The sequence below is a fragment of the Salmonella enterica subsp. arizonae genome, assembly GCF_008692845.1.
Classification (GTDB): Bacteria; Pseudomonadota; Gammaproteobacteria; order Enterobacterales; family Enterobacteriaceae; genus Salmonella; species Salmonella arizonae.
Map to the genome: position 1 here is coordinate 327,805 of NZ_VXJW01000002.1, position 15,163 is coordinate 342,967.

Consider the following 15,163-nt stretch of genomic DNA (forward strand, 5'->3'; position numbering starts at 1 on the left):
CAGCATTAGATTCATTCCTGAGAAAGGGAAGGTATTATTATGTCTAAAAAATTTAGGGCGAAAGTTCTCGCGGTCACTATATCCACTATTTTACTATCAACAGCATTTAATACAGCTGCGAGTGCTTGTCCACCTTATATACCAGCGGGCAGTACTTGTGATGCAATAATTGCCTCCGATGGTAAAGCCGTGACCTTAGCGTCAGACTTATACGTTACCGAAGGTAATGGCCTGACCTATACTGGCAGCACACCATTTGTCGCCCAGTATATCCGTAAAAACATTACTGTTGTCGGAGAGAATGCGTATGCTATCTACGCCGATGGTAATACGTTTTTTAATAACAACATTAATCTTGAAAAAGGGATTAATGTTATCAGTGAAAATGGCACAGCAATTAAAATTGACGGTTCATTTAAACAACCGGCCGTTCCTAATATAGGTATATCAATAAAAGATGGGTCGACGGTTAAAGGTAAAGAAAATGCCATTGACTTCTCAGAAGCAAAGACAGCACTGAGAATAGATGTCAACGGTAACGTCTACGGGAATATTATAGGTAATGGTCTGGAAGGAAATAAAGTCAACTTTGCTTACCAAAGCGGAGCACAGCAAGGGTTGTTTGATGGTTATGTTATTTCCGGGGTTGAGAAAATAGAAAACTGGGGAAATCTGAGTATCATTGCTAAAGATAAAACCATTTTCTGGAGTGGTGATTTTAATAATAAAAAAAATGCGATTTTAAATTTTAAGATTGGTAATTCCGCTAATTTAAATACACCTTTATTATTGATTGAAGGCAAGACCGTATTTAATACAGGAAGTAAGGCATTATTCTCTTATGTAGGGAATAACATCAACGATATCGTCAATAAGGATATCATTCTCATTCAATCAAATGGGGGAATGAGTGGTACTGTTGAGGTCGGACAAGGTGGCGTAAACGCGGTTAGCGATCTTTCGCCATTGCTAAAACAAATCGACTCCTGGATAACTACCACCGATCCGGTTGTGAATGGTGGCATTCAAGGCAATCAGCTAGTGGTACGCTACGGGGTGAACTACGAAGGCGGTGATAATTTTGTCAACATCGCTAAACAAGGTGGCATAAGTGAGCAAAGGCTCCAGGCAGCAAGTTATATCGTTAACTATGCATTGTCCGAATACAACAAAACTCAGTCCGTACGAAGCGGTGAACTCCTGGCATTGTTAACCTCAGCGGGTAACAGTAATACAGGCGACGACGGTGCGAATTCATCTGTTGTTGACAACGGCAGCAATGGTATTGCCCGGTTAGTTGAACAATTAACCCCGAATGCTGAAGGTAGTGAGGTCCGCGCCGCCCTGCGTGTGGTCGATAAGATGCGTGACCAGGCAAATAACCGTAGCTTCTATTTACGCAATCAGGAGACCGCAACGCCGTGGAATTTCTGGGCGCAAACTCTGTATACACATGGACGCCAGGGCAATGAGGCTGATATTTTCGGTTATCAAACTAATGCTTACGGCATAAATATTGGTATGGATCGCCGCTTCAGAGATGAAGCTTTATTCGGTGTCGCGTTCGGTTATCAAAACAGCCATATAAATATAAATGGTTATGGTAATACAAAAGATGTAAATAGCTATGAAGCTATGGCCTATACTGGTTGGTTCAACGACCGCTATTTTATTAACGGTAACATTAATATGGGCTATAATAAAAATAGCAGCACCCGTAATATTGGTTCCTTAAATGGCTATCAGGGAAATACCAGGGCTGAAGCCGACTATAACAGCTTGCAGATGGGTTATCAGGCCAGCGCCGGTATAACATTTGACCTTGATATCGTTAAATTACAGCCGCGAGTAGAATATAACTATCAGTGGTTCCGGGTGGAAGATTATGCCGAAAGCGGTTCACCAGCCAGTCTGGAAGTAGATCGGCAGTCTTATTCAGTGAAACACCTGGGTGCCGGTTTTACCGCCTTCAATACCTACGATTTGGCGTTTGGTAAATTTACCCCATCACTCTCCTTAATGGGATACCGTGATTTAAATGATTCAGAAGTTATAACCGAAACTGCGGGTTTAGTGATGGATCAGGGTAAAGGAAAAGGCCGTTTTACTATCACCGGCGATAGCATCGGTAATGATATTTTTGAAGCCGCACTGAAATCTTCTTTAACGCTAAAAAATAATATTATCCTGGACGGCAACTTGAATTACTACAAACGTGATGGTTATAACGAAGGATATATAGGTCTGAGCGTTTCTAAATACTTTTAAGTGCAAGTCGCCAGAACTCTTTTGTAGGTATAACGCATCGGGATACAGCATGACCTTTATCCCGATGGGTATCGCCTCTCTTCATTTCTCTGTTGCATCCTTTTATTGAGTAGCGAAGATTATGTATACACCTTTCAGATTTAAACTTATAGCCCTCACCGTCGCAACCTTGCTGGGAGCAGCAGCCTGTACATCACATCCATCAGTGAATAACGCTAAAAGTACAAATAATGAAATCAATAAAAAAATGCTGATGCAGGCGACAATTATTGATTTTGACGGCAATAACATCCCTGAATTTGTCTCCGCAAGTAAAGATTCAACGCTGTCATTGAGCCCTGAGCGCTATATCATGGGCAATAAATCGCTTAAATGGGACTGGCAGGCGGGCAGTTCCGTGACGATTCATCACCCTATCAAACAGGTACCCGACTCCGTTGCGTCTAAGATATGGGGTCGTAAGGCCACGCAAGTGCTATCGTTTTGGATCTATAACGAAAGCCCGGTTGACGATTACATGATTGTTGATCTTGGCCGTGGTCTGGGACCTGCTGGTTCACCTGATACCGGCATTAAAGTCAAAATGAACTTTAGCGGCTGGCGCGCAATCGGCGTTTCACTGCAAAACGATCTTGAAGGACGCGAAATTGAAGGCTTGGGCATCAGTGAAAACGAAGCCGGTGAGAGTGGCGCCCGCAATACCATTGCCAGTGGGGCAAAAAGTGATATGGATGACATTCGCTTTAAAGCACCGCTTAAAGCGCCCTCCGGCACTTTTTATATCGACCGTATCATGTTGTCTATCGATGACGCTCGATATCAATGGTCTGATGACCAGGTTAAAACACGCATCCAAATTCCAGAAATTGATTTTCGGCTACCTAAAAAGTTACCGACCCCAACGGCAAGTGAATTAGCAGCTACTGATAGCATTCGCGATGCCCTGGTGCGCATATTTATCCAAGTGAATACCGACGAGAATGGACTGGTCATTGTCGACAATTATGAAAAATTACGTAGTGACTTTGCTGCATTACGTATTAAACGTAGTGCAGAGGGTAAATTGTCCGGGCGGCATATAATTACAGATAAACAGAAGGTGTTGTATCAACCTGAATTTATGAGCGCCGTCGACAAACAGCGCTTTAACGATTATGTTTATCTCGCTGATTATGCCACGCTGATGTTTAATATCAGCCGTACCTATCAGGTCAGTACTGCGCCTGCACAGCGACAGGAACTGGCCGACATGTATATACTGATGACACAACATTTATTGGATCAGGGATTCGTTGACGGCAGCGCGCTGGTCACGACCCATCACTGGGGATACAGTTCTCGTTGGTGGTATATCTCGGCGCTGATGATGAGCGATGAACTGGAAAAACATCAGTTACGTCAGCAGGTCGCTGATGCCCTGCTGTGGTATTCACGGGAGTTCAAAGCTAACTTTGACATGCAGCCGGGGGCGGAGAGTTCGGATCTGGACTATTTTAATACGCTTTCGCGTCAGCACTTGGCTCTGTTAATGCTTGAGCCCGATCCGGCGAAACGTATTGCATTATTAAAACGTTTTGGTGAATACATCAACGTGGCGCTGTCACAAATCCCGCCCGGCTCGCGAGATGGCCTACGCCCTGATGGTACGGCATGGCGTCACGAAGGCAACTATCCAGGTTACTCATTCCCGGCCTTTAAAAATGCCAGCCAGCTGGTTTACATGCTGCAAGGTACACCGTTTGAGGTCAGCAAAGAAGGACGTGCTGCGCTGAAGAAAGCGATGGTTTCAGCATGGATTTACAGCAACCCGGCGACCTCATTGGGGCTCGCGGGTCGTCACCCGTTCAATTCATCAAGTGTGAAATTATTCCAGGACTCGTTCCGGTGGTTGGCCCTGGCCGGCAATCCGCAAACCGGCGATAAAGTGGATAAAGATCTGGCAGCCATCTATCTGCAAATTACCAGAACGCCAGAGAGCGAAAGCGAAACGCTTTTTGGTCAGACGATTAAGCCCGCTTCTTTGCCTCAGGGTAACTGGACCTTTAACGGCGGCGCGTTCGGAATTCATCGTTTTAGCGACAAAATGGTGACCCTGAAAGCCTACAACAGCAATGTTTGGTCTTCAGAGATTTACTATGCCGATAACCGTTATGGCCGCTATCAAAGTCATGGTGCTGTTCAGGTTCTGCCTTATGGTAGCCAGAAAGAGATAGGTTTTACACAAGACGGTTGGGACTGGAACCGCAATCCGGGGACCACCACGATTCATTTACCGTTAGCCGAGCTGGACAGCCCTAACCCGCATACGCTGATGTTACGTGGCGATCAGCCTTTCAGCGGTCATTCATCGTTGGCGGGTAAATATGGTATGTTCGCCTTTAAGTTTGATGCGCCATCAATGCCGAAATTTGATAGCAGCTTTACCGCTCGTAAAACCGCGTTAGAGACGGAAAATCGTCTGGTCTTATTAGGCAGTAATATTAGCAACAGTACGACTAAATACCCAACAGAGACAACGCTTTTCCAGCACGGCATCACGGATAAAGCGCACGCTCTATGGGTGAACGGCGAACGCATTACCGCATTCCCGTATCAGCGTACTCTTGGGGAAGGTGATTGGTTAATCGACGGTCATGGTACCGGTTATTTATTAACGGCCGGCGCGAAAGGAGAAGTACGCCGTCAGCATCAGGTCTCGGCGAATAATAAAACCCGTAAACCAACGGAAGCTGACATCAGCGTGGCGTGGCTCTCTCACGGCAAGAAACCACAAGATGCTGAATATGAGTACCTGATGGTGCTTGAAGCCACGCCCGGGAGTATGCAACAGTTGGCTAACGATTATCGCGCAGGCAAGAAACCGTATGAGGTATTGCGTAAAGACAATGTTGCACACATTGTGCGTGATAATGTGACCCAAACCATCGGTTATACCGCATTTAGTGCGGTGACACCTGCCGACGGCGTGGTGAAAAGTATTCCTCAGCCCGCGATTATTATGACCCAATCACGGGGAGACAAAGAACTTATTGTTAGCGGCGTTACACCAGACCTGAACATGACCCGTACCACGGCGGCAACCCCGGTGCCTATTTCAGTGACGCTTAACGGTCAGTGGCAGGCTAGCGTCCCGAACCCGCAGGTTAGCGTCAGGACCGCGGGAGGTACCACGGAGTTGACGTTCTCGAGCTATTTTGGTATTCCGCAGGAGATTACTCTGAAGCAACAGCTGTAGTTAGGTTATTATTACGTTAATAAATACCCTCCAGCATAGCCCTGCCTCTTATACACAAATCCCCCGACAATATTGTCGGGGGATTTTTTGAACCTTTTCCCCATACTGTGATCTTTTTTTAATACTCCCTCCACTTCTGGTGCTTTACTACCGAACGCTGTGCAACCGTAACCAGATTAACGAACGCGGTGTCTTTCAGCCTCGCCTTATCCAGACGTTCAAAGATACGGGAAAGCAGGTCGGCGCTCCAGCGGGAACGAAGCCAGCCAAAATACTGCGGGAAACTCTGTACCAGAAGCGGCAGAATGTGCAGGATATCCGTGACCGGCCAGCGAGGCGCGCGTCCCGGCCTGAGGCTTTTTAGTCCGTCAACACCATATAAGGTAAACCAGTTTATCCATCTGCCGACGGATGAGCGGGCAGCACAAAGTAGTCTGGCGACGTCGGTAACAGTCATTCCCTGATGCATCTGGCATGGTTTTTATCATGGGTCTGTTGGACTTCTTTACGCATCAGTCGCCGTTCTTCATCAGGGATAAATGCTATGATCGGCATAACTCTGTCCGGTTGGTGATTGGTTTTGATTTGGCTATTAATCAGATCGCCCAACTCGGATTGAGTTCCTTTCCGGTGTTCTACTATTTAGAGAGGTTATTTAGTAAAAGGATTTTGGTGAAAGCTAAGGACGGAAAATAAATATCAACTATGATGTGAATATTATGAATAAATTTAAAAGTGTATTTGTTGCTATATCAGCCATAGCATTTTCTTCATCTACAATGGCTACAGAAAGAGGCAATAAAAGATTTTCATGTTTTTCATTCCCGTAGTGTAAAATCTGGCCGCCAGATATACCAATACCAGAACTACCATGGGGTAAAACATACTGGTAAATCAAATAACCTTTTATTACTCAAAGAGATTGATTATAGAGAACTAAATTACCGAAATAACTCATAATGACTGGCTGATTTATCCGACCAGTCAGTTTATTCACCATCGGCGCATGTTTACTCCAGCATAAGTTGAAAACCTGAAAAATAAAAATATCGATGCTTATTATTTTTTCATTAAGTAAATTTTCGCTCAACAAACTTAATTATTCATTGCATGAAGATGAAGTGTGAACAATGCTTATGAAGGATATAAATAGCAAGGATAATCTGAGTATTTTCAGGAGAAATTATGAAAAATCGCATATCTTTACCATTACTTTTGGTGCTGTCGGCAACAGCTTTTTCGGCATCAGTGATGACTATCAGTGATTCCCACCACCACCAGATAATACAAAATATTCCTCCAGTGGCTGGCTGCCAGATATCCTGAAAACACTGGATTGGTGTCAGGTTTGTGGCTGTTAGTATACAGAATATTACTTCTGGATGGCATATTTTATTGACACCAGTCTGATTTTTCACAATGTTAGATTACCCCCTTCCAGCGCCGGAGATAATTGGCGGGCGCAGCCCAAAGTTGACGCCAGGGCAATGAGCGCAGGCCAGGTGCCTTATGGGGTCAGGTGCGCCGCGGCGACAGGTAGCGATTATTTATGATGTAGGGCTATTGACGCTATACAGAAAATTCCCGGCTAATAAATCTGGAGGTTCCAAATGTTGTAGACGTTAGCAGGTGTAGTAATTTATAGATGCTGACAGGCTTGAATTATTTTTCTCTGAAAACTACTGCATGTAAAAGGGTCTTCCCTTGTTGGGATGGGATTCGTATATATTTATATCTTAGTGAGTTATGAATCATACTTGTGGTTTTGCTTGGGAGGTAACATGTTTACAATTGATAGTACTAACAGGGTGGCGACTACAGTCGCTCTATATGCACATGTAAGTAGAGTTAGTTTAGAGGACGAGACTACATTTGTAACTTCTGCATCTTCAGATGAACATACCTCAATACACGAGTATGAGTCTTCTTTGCAATGCTTTGTCTTAAATGATCAGCATGTTCCGCAGAATACATTAGCTAAGGATGTTGAAGGCTACAATAGAGGTTTACAGGAACGTATAAACCTCGAGTACCAGCCCCTGGAAAGCATTGTTTTTCTACTCGGCACCCCTGCAGTCTTAGAGACTACAGAGTCTTTATCGTTACCAGTTTCCCCGCAAGCTCTAACCCAAAAATTATTAAGCATTAGTAACAATGATAAGTGTAAATTATCAGGTAGCGCTGCCCCAAACAGTCATAACGCATCGTCCGGTTATATTGCTCAATACAGCCATTCTGCTGAGGTTTTCCCGCCTGAATAAAACGAAGCGTTATAAATAGCTGCGCCGAATAGGAGAATACTTCGATGGAACTCAGTCCGGATTGTACGAGCTGATCAATAGCTAAAAATCACAAATCACCAACCGGACTGAGCGATGCCGATCATAGTACCAATTTCCCGCACCGAACGACGCCTGATGCAGAAAACTATCCATAAAACGCTGTTGCAGAAAGTTTTTTCCAGTTACTGAAGCGTGAACTGATAAAGAAAAAGATCTACGGAGCGCGGGAAGAAGCCCGAAGCGATATTTTTGATTACATCGAAATGTTTTATAACAGTAAACGCTGGCATGGTTCGAGCAATCAGATGCCATCTACTGAATACGAAAACCAATATTATCAACGGTTCGGAAGTGTCTGGATTATCCGTGGCTATTCAAATCGTCTGACTCTACTCACACTAACAATCAATTGCTTGCGTTAAATAAATATAAATTTACTTCTATATCAGACATCTATTTCGGTTTAATTTACGGTTCATGATGTATTTTGAAACTACCATATGCAATGTATGGAATATGAAGCATATATTGCCAAGATACAATCAAAAGCAATACTGTGAACGGATATTATTATAAATGCAATCATCATCCAGATAAAGGATAACATTTCCAGAAAACGAATATGATACTGGCGAATACTAATGAAACCGTCAAGAACTACAAATTTTTTATCATTCAATTTAAACAAACAACAATAATTCAGCGACTCAACAAGAGAATAGATTATGAAAAAGAACTTTTTTCACCTTCTGATAATGATTATCTGCACTTATATTTCTTTTGCCTGCGCGAATATCAGCGACTACAGAGTTATGACCTGGAATCTTCAGGGATCTTCAGCATCTACAGAAAGTAAATGGAATGTCAATGTCAGACAGCTTTTAAGTGGTACTTCCGGTGTGGATATTCTTATGGTCCAGGAGGCCGGTGCTATTCCCACCTCGGCGGTTCCTACCGGACGACATATTCAGCCTTTTGGTGTGGGTATTCCCATTGATGAGTACACCTGGAATCTCGGAACCACCAGACGTCAGGATATAAGATACATCTACTACTCGCGTATTGATGTTGGAGCACGCCGTGTTAATCTGGCAATAGTTTCCAGACAAAGAGCGGATAATGTTTATGTCTTGCGTCCGACAACTGTCGCATCTCGCCCCGTCATTGGCATCGGGCTGGGTAACGATGTTTTTCTGACGGCGCACGCACTGGCTAGTGGAGGTCCGGATGCTGCAGCTATTGTCAGGGTTACCACTAATTTTTTTAGACAACCTCAGATGCGGCATTTATCCTGGTTTCTTGCCGGAGATTTTAATCGCGCCCCAGACAGACTCGAAAGTGACCTGATGACTGAGCATCTGGAAAGATTTGTAACCGTACGCGCACCTACAGAACCCACGCAAATTGGTGGTGGTATTTTAGATTATGGGGTCATTGTTGATCGAGCACTTTATTCACAACGGGTTGAAGCATCACGTAATCCACAACTCGCTTCTGATCATTATCCTGTGGCGTTTTTAGCACGGCGTTGTTGATGAGAAGTTCATCAATAAAAATAATGTCTTCGTGATATGTATTCCTTGGTAGTACAGCACATGGGCTTAATAACAGGTAAAATTATGAGTTGTTTTACTACTCCAGCAATAATGGAAATGTTAGGTCATTATAGATGGCGGGTTTACGAGCCGTTCAGATTTTATCTCAGTAAAGATAAAAATGATGTAATTGAAGTACCAGTCGGTTTCATTACCGATCTAGCCACTGTTCCGCGTATTTTCTGGTCACTGTTACCACCGGATGGAGAATATGCTAAAGCAGCAATCATTCACGATTACTTGTACCACTATTCACTACGTAACAGAAAAGAATCGGATCTAATATTCCTGGATGCAATGAAAGTACTCGGTGTGCCAAAAAAGAAACGAATATTAATGTATCTTGCTGTAAGGATGTTTGGATGGAAATATTACAATTCTCATATTTCACAGTGTGATTAATTTTCTCAGGCTGAGTTTCAAAATTAACAAACTGGATGTGTTATAAAAAAAACATGGCCCCACCCTTTAATGGTAATTATGATTCTTCATAACTTTATCTGCTTCACCGGAAGTGACACAAACTGTTTTAATCTATCCATTGCAAAAAGTTGTGTTGCAGATTAATGAAAATTATGGTCTAACACACTCCTTCATCCATACGTAAATAATTCATTAGCCTGACGCTGTTCAGCCAGTTCCAGATAGCGTTGCCTCTGACTACAATTTAGCGCACGAATAAGTATCATTTCACCTTCGCTCTTCTGGCTAGAGAGGAAAATTTTCAGCGCCGAAAGATTACGTGGACTGTAGTCTCCCCCAAATTTAGTCTTACCGCTTAATAGAGTCCTCTGGTTAAAATACAACCAATGGAGGTACGCTATGAAGAAAAAACGTTTCACCGAATCCCAGATCCTGAGAGTCCTGAAAGAAGTTGAAGGCGGTCGACATGTAACGCTTGCCCAACCGGAACCCGCAGCCTTTGGCGGTCCCCATTAACATGAATCCCTGTTGGTCAGTGGATTTTATGAGTGACGCGCTGATGGATGGAAGGCGGTTCAGATTGTTTAACGTAGTCGATGATTTTAATCGGGAAGCGCTGGCAGTCGAAGTGGACTTAAATATCCCGGCGCATCGCGTAGTGCGCGTTTTGGAGCGGCTCAGCGCCGAAAGAGGCTATCCGGCGTTTATCCGAAGTGATAATGGACCGGAACTTACCGCCGCCATCCTGTCGGAGTGGGCCGAGCAGCATGGAGTCATACTGGATTTTATTCAACCGGGAAAGCCAATGCAGAACGGATTTATCGAACGGTTCAATAAGACATTACGAACAGAAATACTCAATATGTATCTGTTCCGAACGCTGTCTGAAGTCCGAGAGTTAACAGAAAACTGGCGAACGGAATATAACGAGGAACGCCCGCATAGCTCACCTGGCGGCATACCGCCGGTTACCTATGCAAGGCAAAAACTGGCCGGAGACTCTAACTGGCAGTGGTACTAAAAACCGGAGTGACTACAACGCCAGCAAACCAGAAGCCCGGTTCTTTTTTAGTAGGCCATGGAAATGGAGAAGATTTACAGGTTGAAAGGGTGCAAAAAGTGCTGGAAGAAAAACGAGCAATAGAAATTGGATTTAATGGAAGGTGTACACGTTAGTGCACATGTGGCGGTTTTAAGTGCTTGGTGAATATTGCGTAACTGTATGATTTTAAATGGCGCGCCCTGCAGGATTCGAACCTGCGACCCACGGCTTAGAAGTTCCTGGAACCACATTCTAAGTCAATAACATACCGCGTCATACCTGCGCTCACACGTCCCATGATGCGAAAAGATACCAATCCATGCCAATAGTTAAAAACGGATGACTGTCCCGAATCCGTCCCACCTGCCCTATCCCACAAACCGGCGTTCAGATGCTCACCAAGAAAACCACCTCACCCTCATAACTCAGTAAGCGTCCCGTGTAGGACGTAGCGTAAGGATTATTTTACGGTTTCGAGGTTCCAGGGCAGCAGTTCGTGCACCCGGTTCGATGGCCAGTCGCTGATTTTCCACAGCACGTCGCGTAACCATGTCTCGGACTCCACTCCGTTCAGTTTGCACGTACCCAGCAGGCTGTAGATGATCGCCGCTGCCTCGCCGCCCCTGTCTGAGCCGAAGAACAGATAGTTACGCCGGCCCAGCGCCACGCACCGTAAGGCGTTTTCACAGATGTTGTTGTCGATCTCCACCCGACCGTCGCTGCAGAGAACACGTTCAACGCATCACACTGCTTCAGCATATAACCGAACGCCTTCGCCATCTCCGCATGCACCGACAACGTTTTCAACTGCGCCTGTATCCAGTCGTACAGCGACTGGCTTTTCTCTTTCCTGACCGACAGCCGTGTTTGCGCCGGGCTGTGGACTCTGTCACCTGTAATAGTGTCCATCCAAATTTAAGTGGACACTATCATCGCCGGATTGACAGGGTTCTGACAGACGTCCTCCACGGTGCGCTTACCTTTTACCTATTAAGGAATATTTTTGCTTTTTAAAGGTATTAAACCATCTCGGTGATGTAACAAAAACTTTCCCTGCCATAGATTCTGACTCTAATTCTCGTGGTAATGCATCATATTCATTAGCTGCTATACTTGAATTACTAAAATCAGTATAATAAATAAGTTTCCTTCTTGTTGCCATTCTATATTTACACACCCATTCATCTGCTGAAAGAATTAATGGGCCATTCAGATTACTCATACCTCTATTTTCAAACTGATGGGCTGTAACATCAAACACATAGTCTTTTCCTTCTTTATTTCCAACCACTGCAAAATGATTTGTTGGCATTTCCTCTGTTGGTTTATCCCAGATAAATATACCTCGATAACGAATATTATCGAACCCTTTTTCATTCATGAAATTGCTTACAGGAGTCATTAATGACTCACACTGCCCTGCCGGATTCATTATTTTATTATTTATCATTGGATTCTGTTTCAATTCATCCAGATAGGCCGCAGCATCAATATCACTGGTTAGGTTGTAAGTTATATCTGTGCGTTCCACTTCCGGTTCTGTTGCCATGGTTAAGTGATGTGTTTCACTGTACCCCTGGCAATTTACGGTATAGTTCCCGACGTCATCCAGGGTGACTGATAATATCTCCTGACTGTCTTTATCCAGGATACAGAAGTAGTTTTCCCCGTGCAGGCCGGAATGAATGTTTTCCTCCCATCCGGCATACGCGAGCGTCCTGAGCAGTTCAAATCTGCTGACCACATCCTCCCGCGTCGTTCCGGCCGGCGGGTGACAAATCGCCCGGATGCACTCCAGCGCTTCAGTCTGGTGCGTTGAGCAAAAAAATTCCTTACTTTTTTCCCATGAGCTCATTTTAGGGGGGGTATCAGACCAGGCAATACGATAAATGCGGCGGTTACTGATGGTGGCGGGAAGACATCCGCTTCCAACATGAAAGGGCATAACAAAAAACCTTTATAAATTTACATATAGTATCTGTCCGGCAGACATCATCTCTTCCTAGTCTTAATTTCACAATAAGGTTATCGGCGGATTCATGGTTGTCCCGCCATCCCCCCCCCATGTCAGGGTAGTTGTCGCCTCTAACTGAAAAAAAATCCAGAGGGCTGGAGAAGCTGTTCATGTATAATCGCTACACATTATTGCCATCAGTCCGCTCTTCCTTCATCCTGGCTTCCACCATAGCGATATGGACGGCTTCCTGTTTCTGATTCCAGATGCTGTCAGCCGGCATTTCAACACGCACAGAAACAAATGAGTCTGACGGTATATCAATCGGATCTCCATTTGTCAGATTATCAATCTCGTTTCTGGCAAATTTTGGCGATTGCGGATGTGTACGATGGTATGTTTTTACAAGAATCGAACCGTCTGTATTTACCTCATAATCAAGCCAGATACGGGGTTGCTTGTTTATATCAAGCGGGATATCAAATCCTCCGTCAGTACCGCCCCATGCAGCATCAGCGTTCATCCCCAGACACCCAGATATCAAATATTCCCCAACGGCAAGCCGCGTTACCGTTATTCCCTCCGACTCATTGTTTACATCAAAACTACCGTCTGCATAAATTTTAACAACCGGAGACGCTATCTTTATAAAACCATTTGTGTCTACTGAGGTATTGAGGTCCCTGACCAGAAAGTCTCGCCAGTTGGTTAACCGCGGAGAGCTTCCGCCAAATCTTTGACGAATTCGCGGAGCAGACTCCTGTATTGACGGGAATGAAACTTGTGAATAATTACCGTTTTCACCAGTATTTCCTGATTCAGAAATGTTCAGAATAGTTGAATATGAATATGGTTTACCATTACCACCAGCTTCCTGCCCATCACCGAGGAAAAACGAACATGTTGGTAAATGTGGATCACCTGCATTTGTCACATTTCTGTTTACCTGAAGCGCCCCTAACCGCGCTATCGTTGTAGCGCTGAATGATACCACATGCAAAGTGTTGCGTAATCAGATAGGCAAGCATCACAAATGGGTGTTCGTACATACCACGGCGGCTAAGCGAGCAGATGGAACATCAACGCCAGCAGTCAGGAAGATGCGTATTGACAGCAAGACATCATGGTTATCAGCTTGTCGTCGTGCAGGCATTGAGGATTTCCGACTCCATGACCTGAGGCATACATGGGCAAGCTGGTTAATTCAGTCCGGAGTTCCACTGTCAGTGCTTCAGGAAATGGGTGGCTGGGAGTCTATTGAAATGGTTCGCAGATATGCTCACCTTGCACCTAATCATTTAACAGAACACGCGAGGGAAATAGACGACATTTTTGGTGATGATGTCCCAAATATGTCCCACTCCATAATTATGGAGGAAATAAAGAAGGCGTAACTCGTTGATATATCATGGCGCGCCCTGCAGGATTCGAACCTGCGACCCACGGCTTAGAAGGCCGTTGCTCTATCCAACTGAGCTAAGGGCGCCTTGTGAAGTGAAGACTTCATGTAGACGAAACGGGAGAATTATACGGTCAGGTCTTCCTGAGTCAATGGCTTTTGTTCCGGTTGCTGACTAAGTGTACGAATATCATCTTTTCTGACGCCAGGGTGGTTCCAGGAAATCGCCTGGGCACAACTCAGTATGCATAAAGTGACAATTAAGGCCGCCAGTATTTAGAAAATCAATAAATTCCTTTAATATTTCACTATAATTCACCAGCTATTTAGTATATTTTTTATGCTGCGTATCGCTATTAAGGAACAAAACCGTCACTTTGAGCATGGTTTGAAAATCATCATGGCGCGTCTGGTGAATCAGTGGCAGCAGAAAATTTACTTTCTGCCGCCAGAAGAGATGATAATGCCGATGTCCCATTTCTGGCACTGGATGATGATTGGTTCAGCGCAGGCTGTTACCAGATACCGATGCATACCCAACATCAGTTGCGGGTGATTATTTGTAATGAATACGATAAAGAAAAGCTCATGTTCAGGCCATGTCTGTATATGTTACCGCATATTTATCGAGGAGATGATATTGAAGAAATCACCCATAAAAGGATATTGATTTTGCATAAGCGAGCGCTTCGACATAGCGTTCCCTCTACCATTTGCCACTACCGCACGACTCATCATTTTTCTGTAACAGAACGTCATCTGTTAAAACTGATCGCCAGTGGTTATCATTTAAGCAAAACGGCCGCATTACTTTCATTTTCAGAAGAGCAGATAAAGTCACTCCGACGGAACATTCTGCGAAAATTACATGTTAAAACGGAGCAGCAGTTCTTACAGTATATTAGCGTTAATCTTCATTTCTTGATCAGTCAGTAAACTTACTTAACGTTTTACAAGGCTTGCGA

Annotated in this window: 9 protein-coding genes, 1 tRNA gene and 9 pseudogenes; 11 read left to right on the forward strand and 8 right to left on the reverse strand. The window is 44.3% G+C overall.

The window, feature by feature from the left end:
• Positions 1-39: 39 nt before the first annotated feature.
• Positions 40-2,268: an autotransporter outer membrane beta-barrel domain-containing protein gene (locus F4V61_RS06155; protein WP_079827804.1), complete on the forward strand. Its 2,229-nt coding sequence runs from the start codon at positions 40-42 to the stop codon at positions 2,266-2,268.
• Between the two features lie 121 nt (positions 2,269-2,389).
• Positions 2,390-5,503 (forward strand): chondroitinase family polysaccharide lyase, encoded by a 3,114-nt coding sequence (locus tag F4V61_RS06160; protein WP_080160887.1) that lies wholly within the window; start codon positions 2,390-2,392, stop codon positions 5,501-5,503.
• Positions 5,504-5,714: 211 nt separating this feature from the next.
• On the opposite strand, the pseudogene F4V61_RS06165 reads toward F4V61_RS06160, so the two are convergent.
• A pseudogene (locus F4V61_RS06165) lies at positions 5,715-6,058 on the reverse strand (helix-turn-helix domain-containing protein); the annotation flags it as partial.
• A 548-nt stretch (positions 6,059-6,606) separates the two neighbouring features.
• Complete coding sequence (locus tag F4V61_RS22770) at positions 6,607-6,921, reverse strand: hypothetical protein (protein WP_430624688.1); 315 nt, start codon at positions 6,919-6,921, stop codon at positions 6,607-6,609.
• A 34-nt stretch (positions 6,922-6,955) separates the two neighbouring features.
• Here F4V61_RS22770 and F4V61_RS06180 point away from each other — a divergent pair.
• Together F4V61_RS06180 and F4V61_RS22775 are read left to right on the forward strand one after the other, a co-directional pair.
• A pseudogene (locus F4V61_RS06180) lies at positions 6,956-7,129 on the forward strand (helix-turn-helix domain-containing protein); the annotation flags it as partial.
• Positions 7,130-7,284: 155 nt separating this feature from the next.
• Positions 7,285-7,764 carry a hypothetical protein gene (locus F4V61_RS22775; protein ID WP_416378252.1) on the forward strand — a complete coding sequence of 160 codons (480 nt, stop codon included), beginning with the start codon at positions 7,285-7,287 and terminating at the stop codon, positions 7,762-7,764.
• On the opposite strand, the pseudogene F4V61_RS22780 reads toward F4V61_RS22775, so the two are convergent.
• Positions 7,727-7,843: pseudogene (locus tag F4V61_RS22780) on the reverse strand (hypothetical protein); the annotation flags it as partial. The gene F4V61_RS22775 and the pseudogene F4V61_RS22780 overlap by 38 nt on opposite strands.
• Before the next feature lie 97 nt (positions 7,844-7,940).
• Between F4V61_RS22780 and F4V61_RS06195 the strand changes: the two are divergent.
• The 3 genes and pseudogenes from F4V61_RS06195 to F4V61_RS06205 form a co-directional block, all read left to right on the forward strand.
• Positions 7,941-8,207: pseudogene (locus tag F4V61_RS06195) on the forward strand (IS3 family transposase); the annotation flags it as partial.
• A gap of 303 nt (positions 8,208-8,510) precedes the next feature.
• Entirely contained in the window at positions 8,511-9,320 is an 810-nt protein-coding gene (gene cdtB, locus F4V61_RS06200) for a cytolethal distending toxin S-CDT (RefSeq protein ID WP_079827802.1), read from the forward strand.
• A gap of 84 nt (positions 9,321-9,404) precedes the next feature.
• A complete protein-coding gene (locus F4V61_RS06205; RefSeq protein WP_079827800.1) occupies positions 9,405-9,782 on the forward strand; it encodes a DUF1353 domain-containing protein in 378 nt (125 codons plus the stop codon).
• 191 nt (positions 9,783-9,973) lie between these two features.
• Here the strand turns inward: F4V61_RS06205 and F4V61_RS22325 are convergent, their stop codons facing one another.
• Positions 9,974-10,222, reverse strand: coding sequence for a putative peptidoglycan-binding domain-containing protein (locus F4V61_RS22325; RefSeq protein WP_058819201.1), 249 nt, complete (start codon positions 10,220-10,222; stop codon positions 9,974-9,976).
• A 53-nt stretch (positions 10,223-10,275) separates the two neighbouring features.
• On the opposite strand from F4V61_RS22325, the pseudogene F4V61_RS06215 reads away from it, so the two are divergent.
• Positions 10,276-10,824, forward strand: a pseudogene (locus F4V61_RS06215) (integrase core domain-containing protein); the annotation flags it as partial.
• Between the two features lie 254 nt (positions 10,825-11,078).
• A pseudogene (locus F4V61_RS06220) lies at positions 11,079-11,174 on the forward strand (SOS response-associated peptidase); the annotation flags it as partial.
• A gap of 131 nt (positions 11,175-11,305) precedes the next feature.
• On the opposite strand, the pseudogene F4V61_RS06225 reads toward F4V61_RS06220, so the two are convergent.
• The 3 genes and pseudogenes from F4V61_RS06225 to F4V61_RS22330 all read right to left on the reverse strand — a co-directional run.
• Positions 11,306-11,721 (reverse strand): annotated as a pseudogene (locus tag F4V61_RS06225) (IS66 family transposase); the annotation flags it as partial.
• 100 nt (positions 11,722-11,821) lie between these two features.
• Positions 11,822-12,790: an SPI-2 type III secretion system effector SseI gene (gene sseI / locus F4V61_RS06230; RefSeq protein ID WP_079828110.1), complete on the reverse strand. Its 969-nt coding sequence runs from the start codon at positions 12,788-12,790 to the stop codon at positions 11,822-11,824.
• Positions 12,791-12,980: 190 nt separating this feature from the next.
• Positions 12,981-13,733: a hypothetical protein gene (locus F4V61_RS22330; RefSeq protein WP_416378251.1), complete on the reverse strand. Its 753-nt coding sequence runs from the start codon at positions 13,731-13,733 to the stop codon at positions 12,981-12,983.
• Positions 13,734-13,749: 16 nt separating this feature from the next.
• On the opposite strand from F4V61_RS22330, the pseudogene F4V61_RS06240 reads away from it, so the two are divergent.
• Positions 13,750-14,193, forward strand: a pseudogene (locus F4V61_RS06240) (site-specific integrase); the annotation flags it as partial.
• A 15-nt stretch (positions 14,194-14,208) separates the two neighbouring features.
• On the opposite strand, the gene F4V61_RS06245 reads toward F4V61_RS06240, so the two are convergent.
• Positions 14,209-14,285 (reverse strand) — tRNA-Arg (locus F4V61_RS06245).
• 253 nt (positions 14,286-14,538) lie between these two features.
• Here F4V61_RS06245 and fimW point away from each other — a divergent pair.
• Positions 14,539-15,134, forward strand: a pseudogene (gene fimW / locus F4V61_RS06255) (fimbria biosynthesis transcriptional regulator FimW).
• The last annotated feature ends 29 nt before the right edge of the window (positions 15,135-15,163 follow it).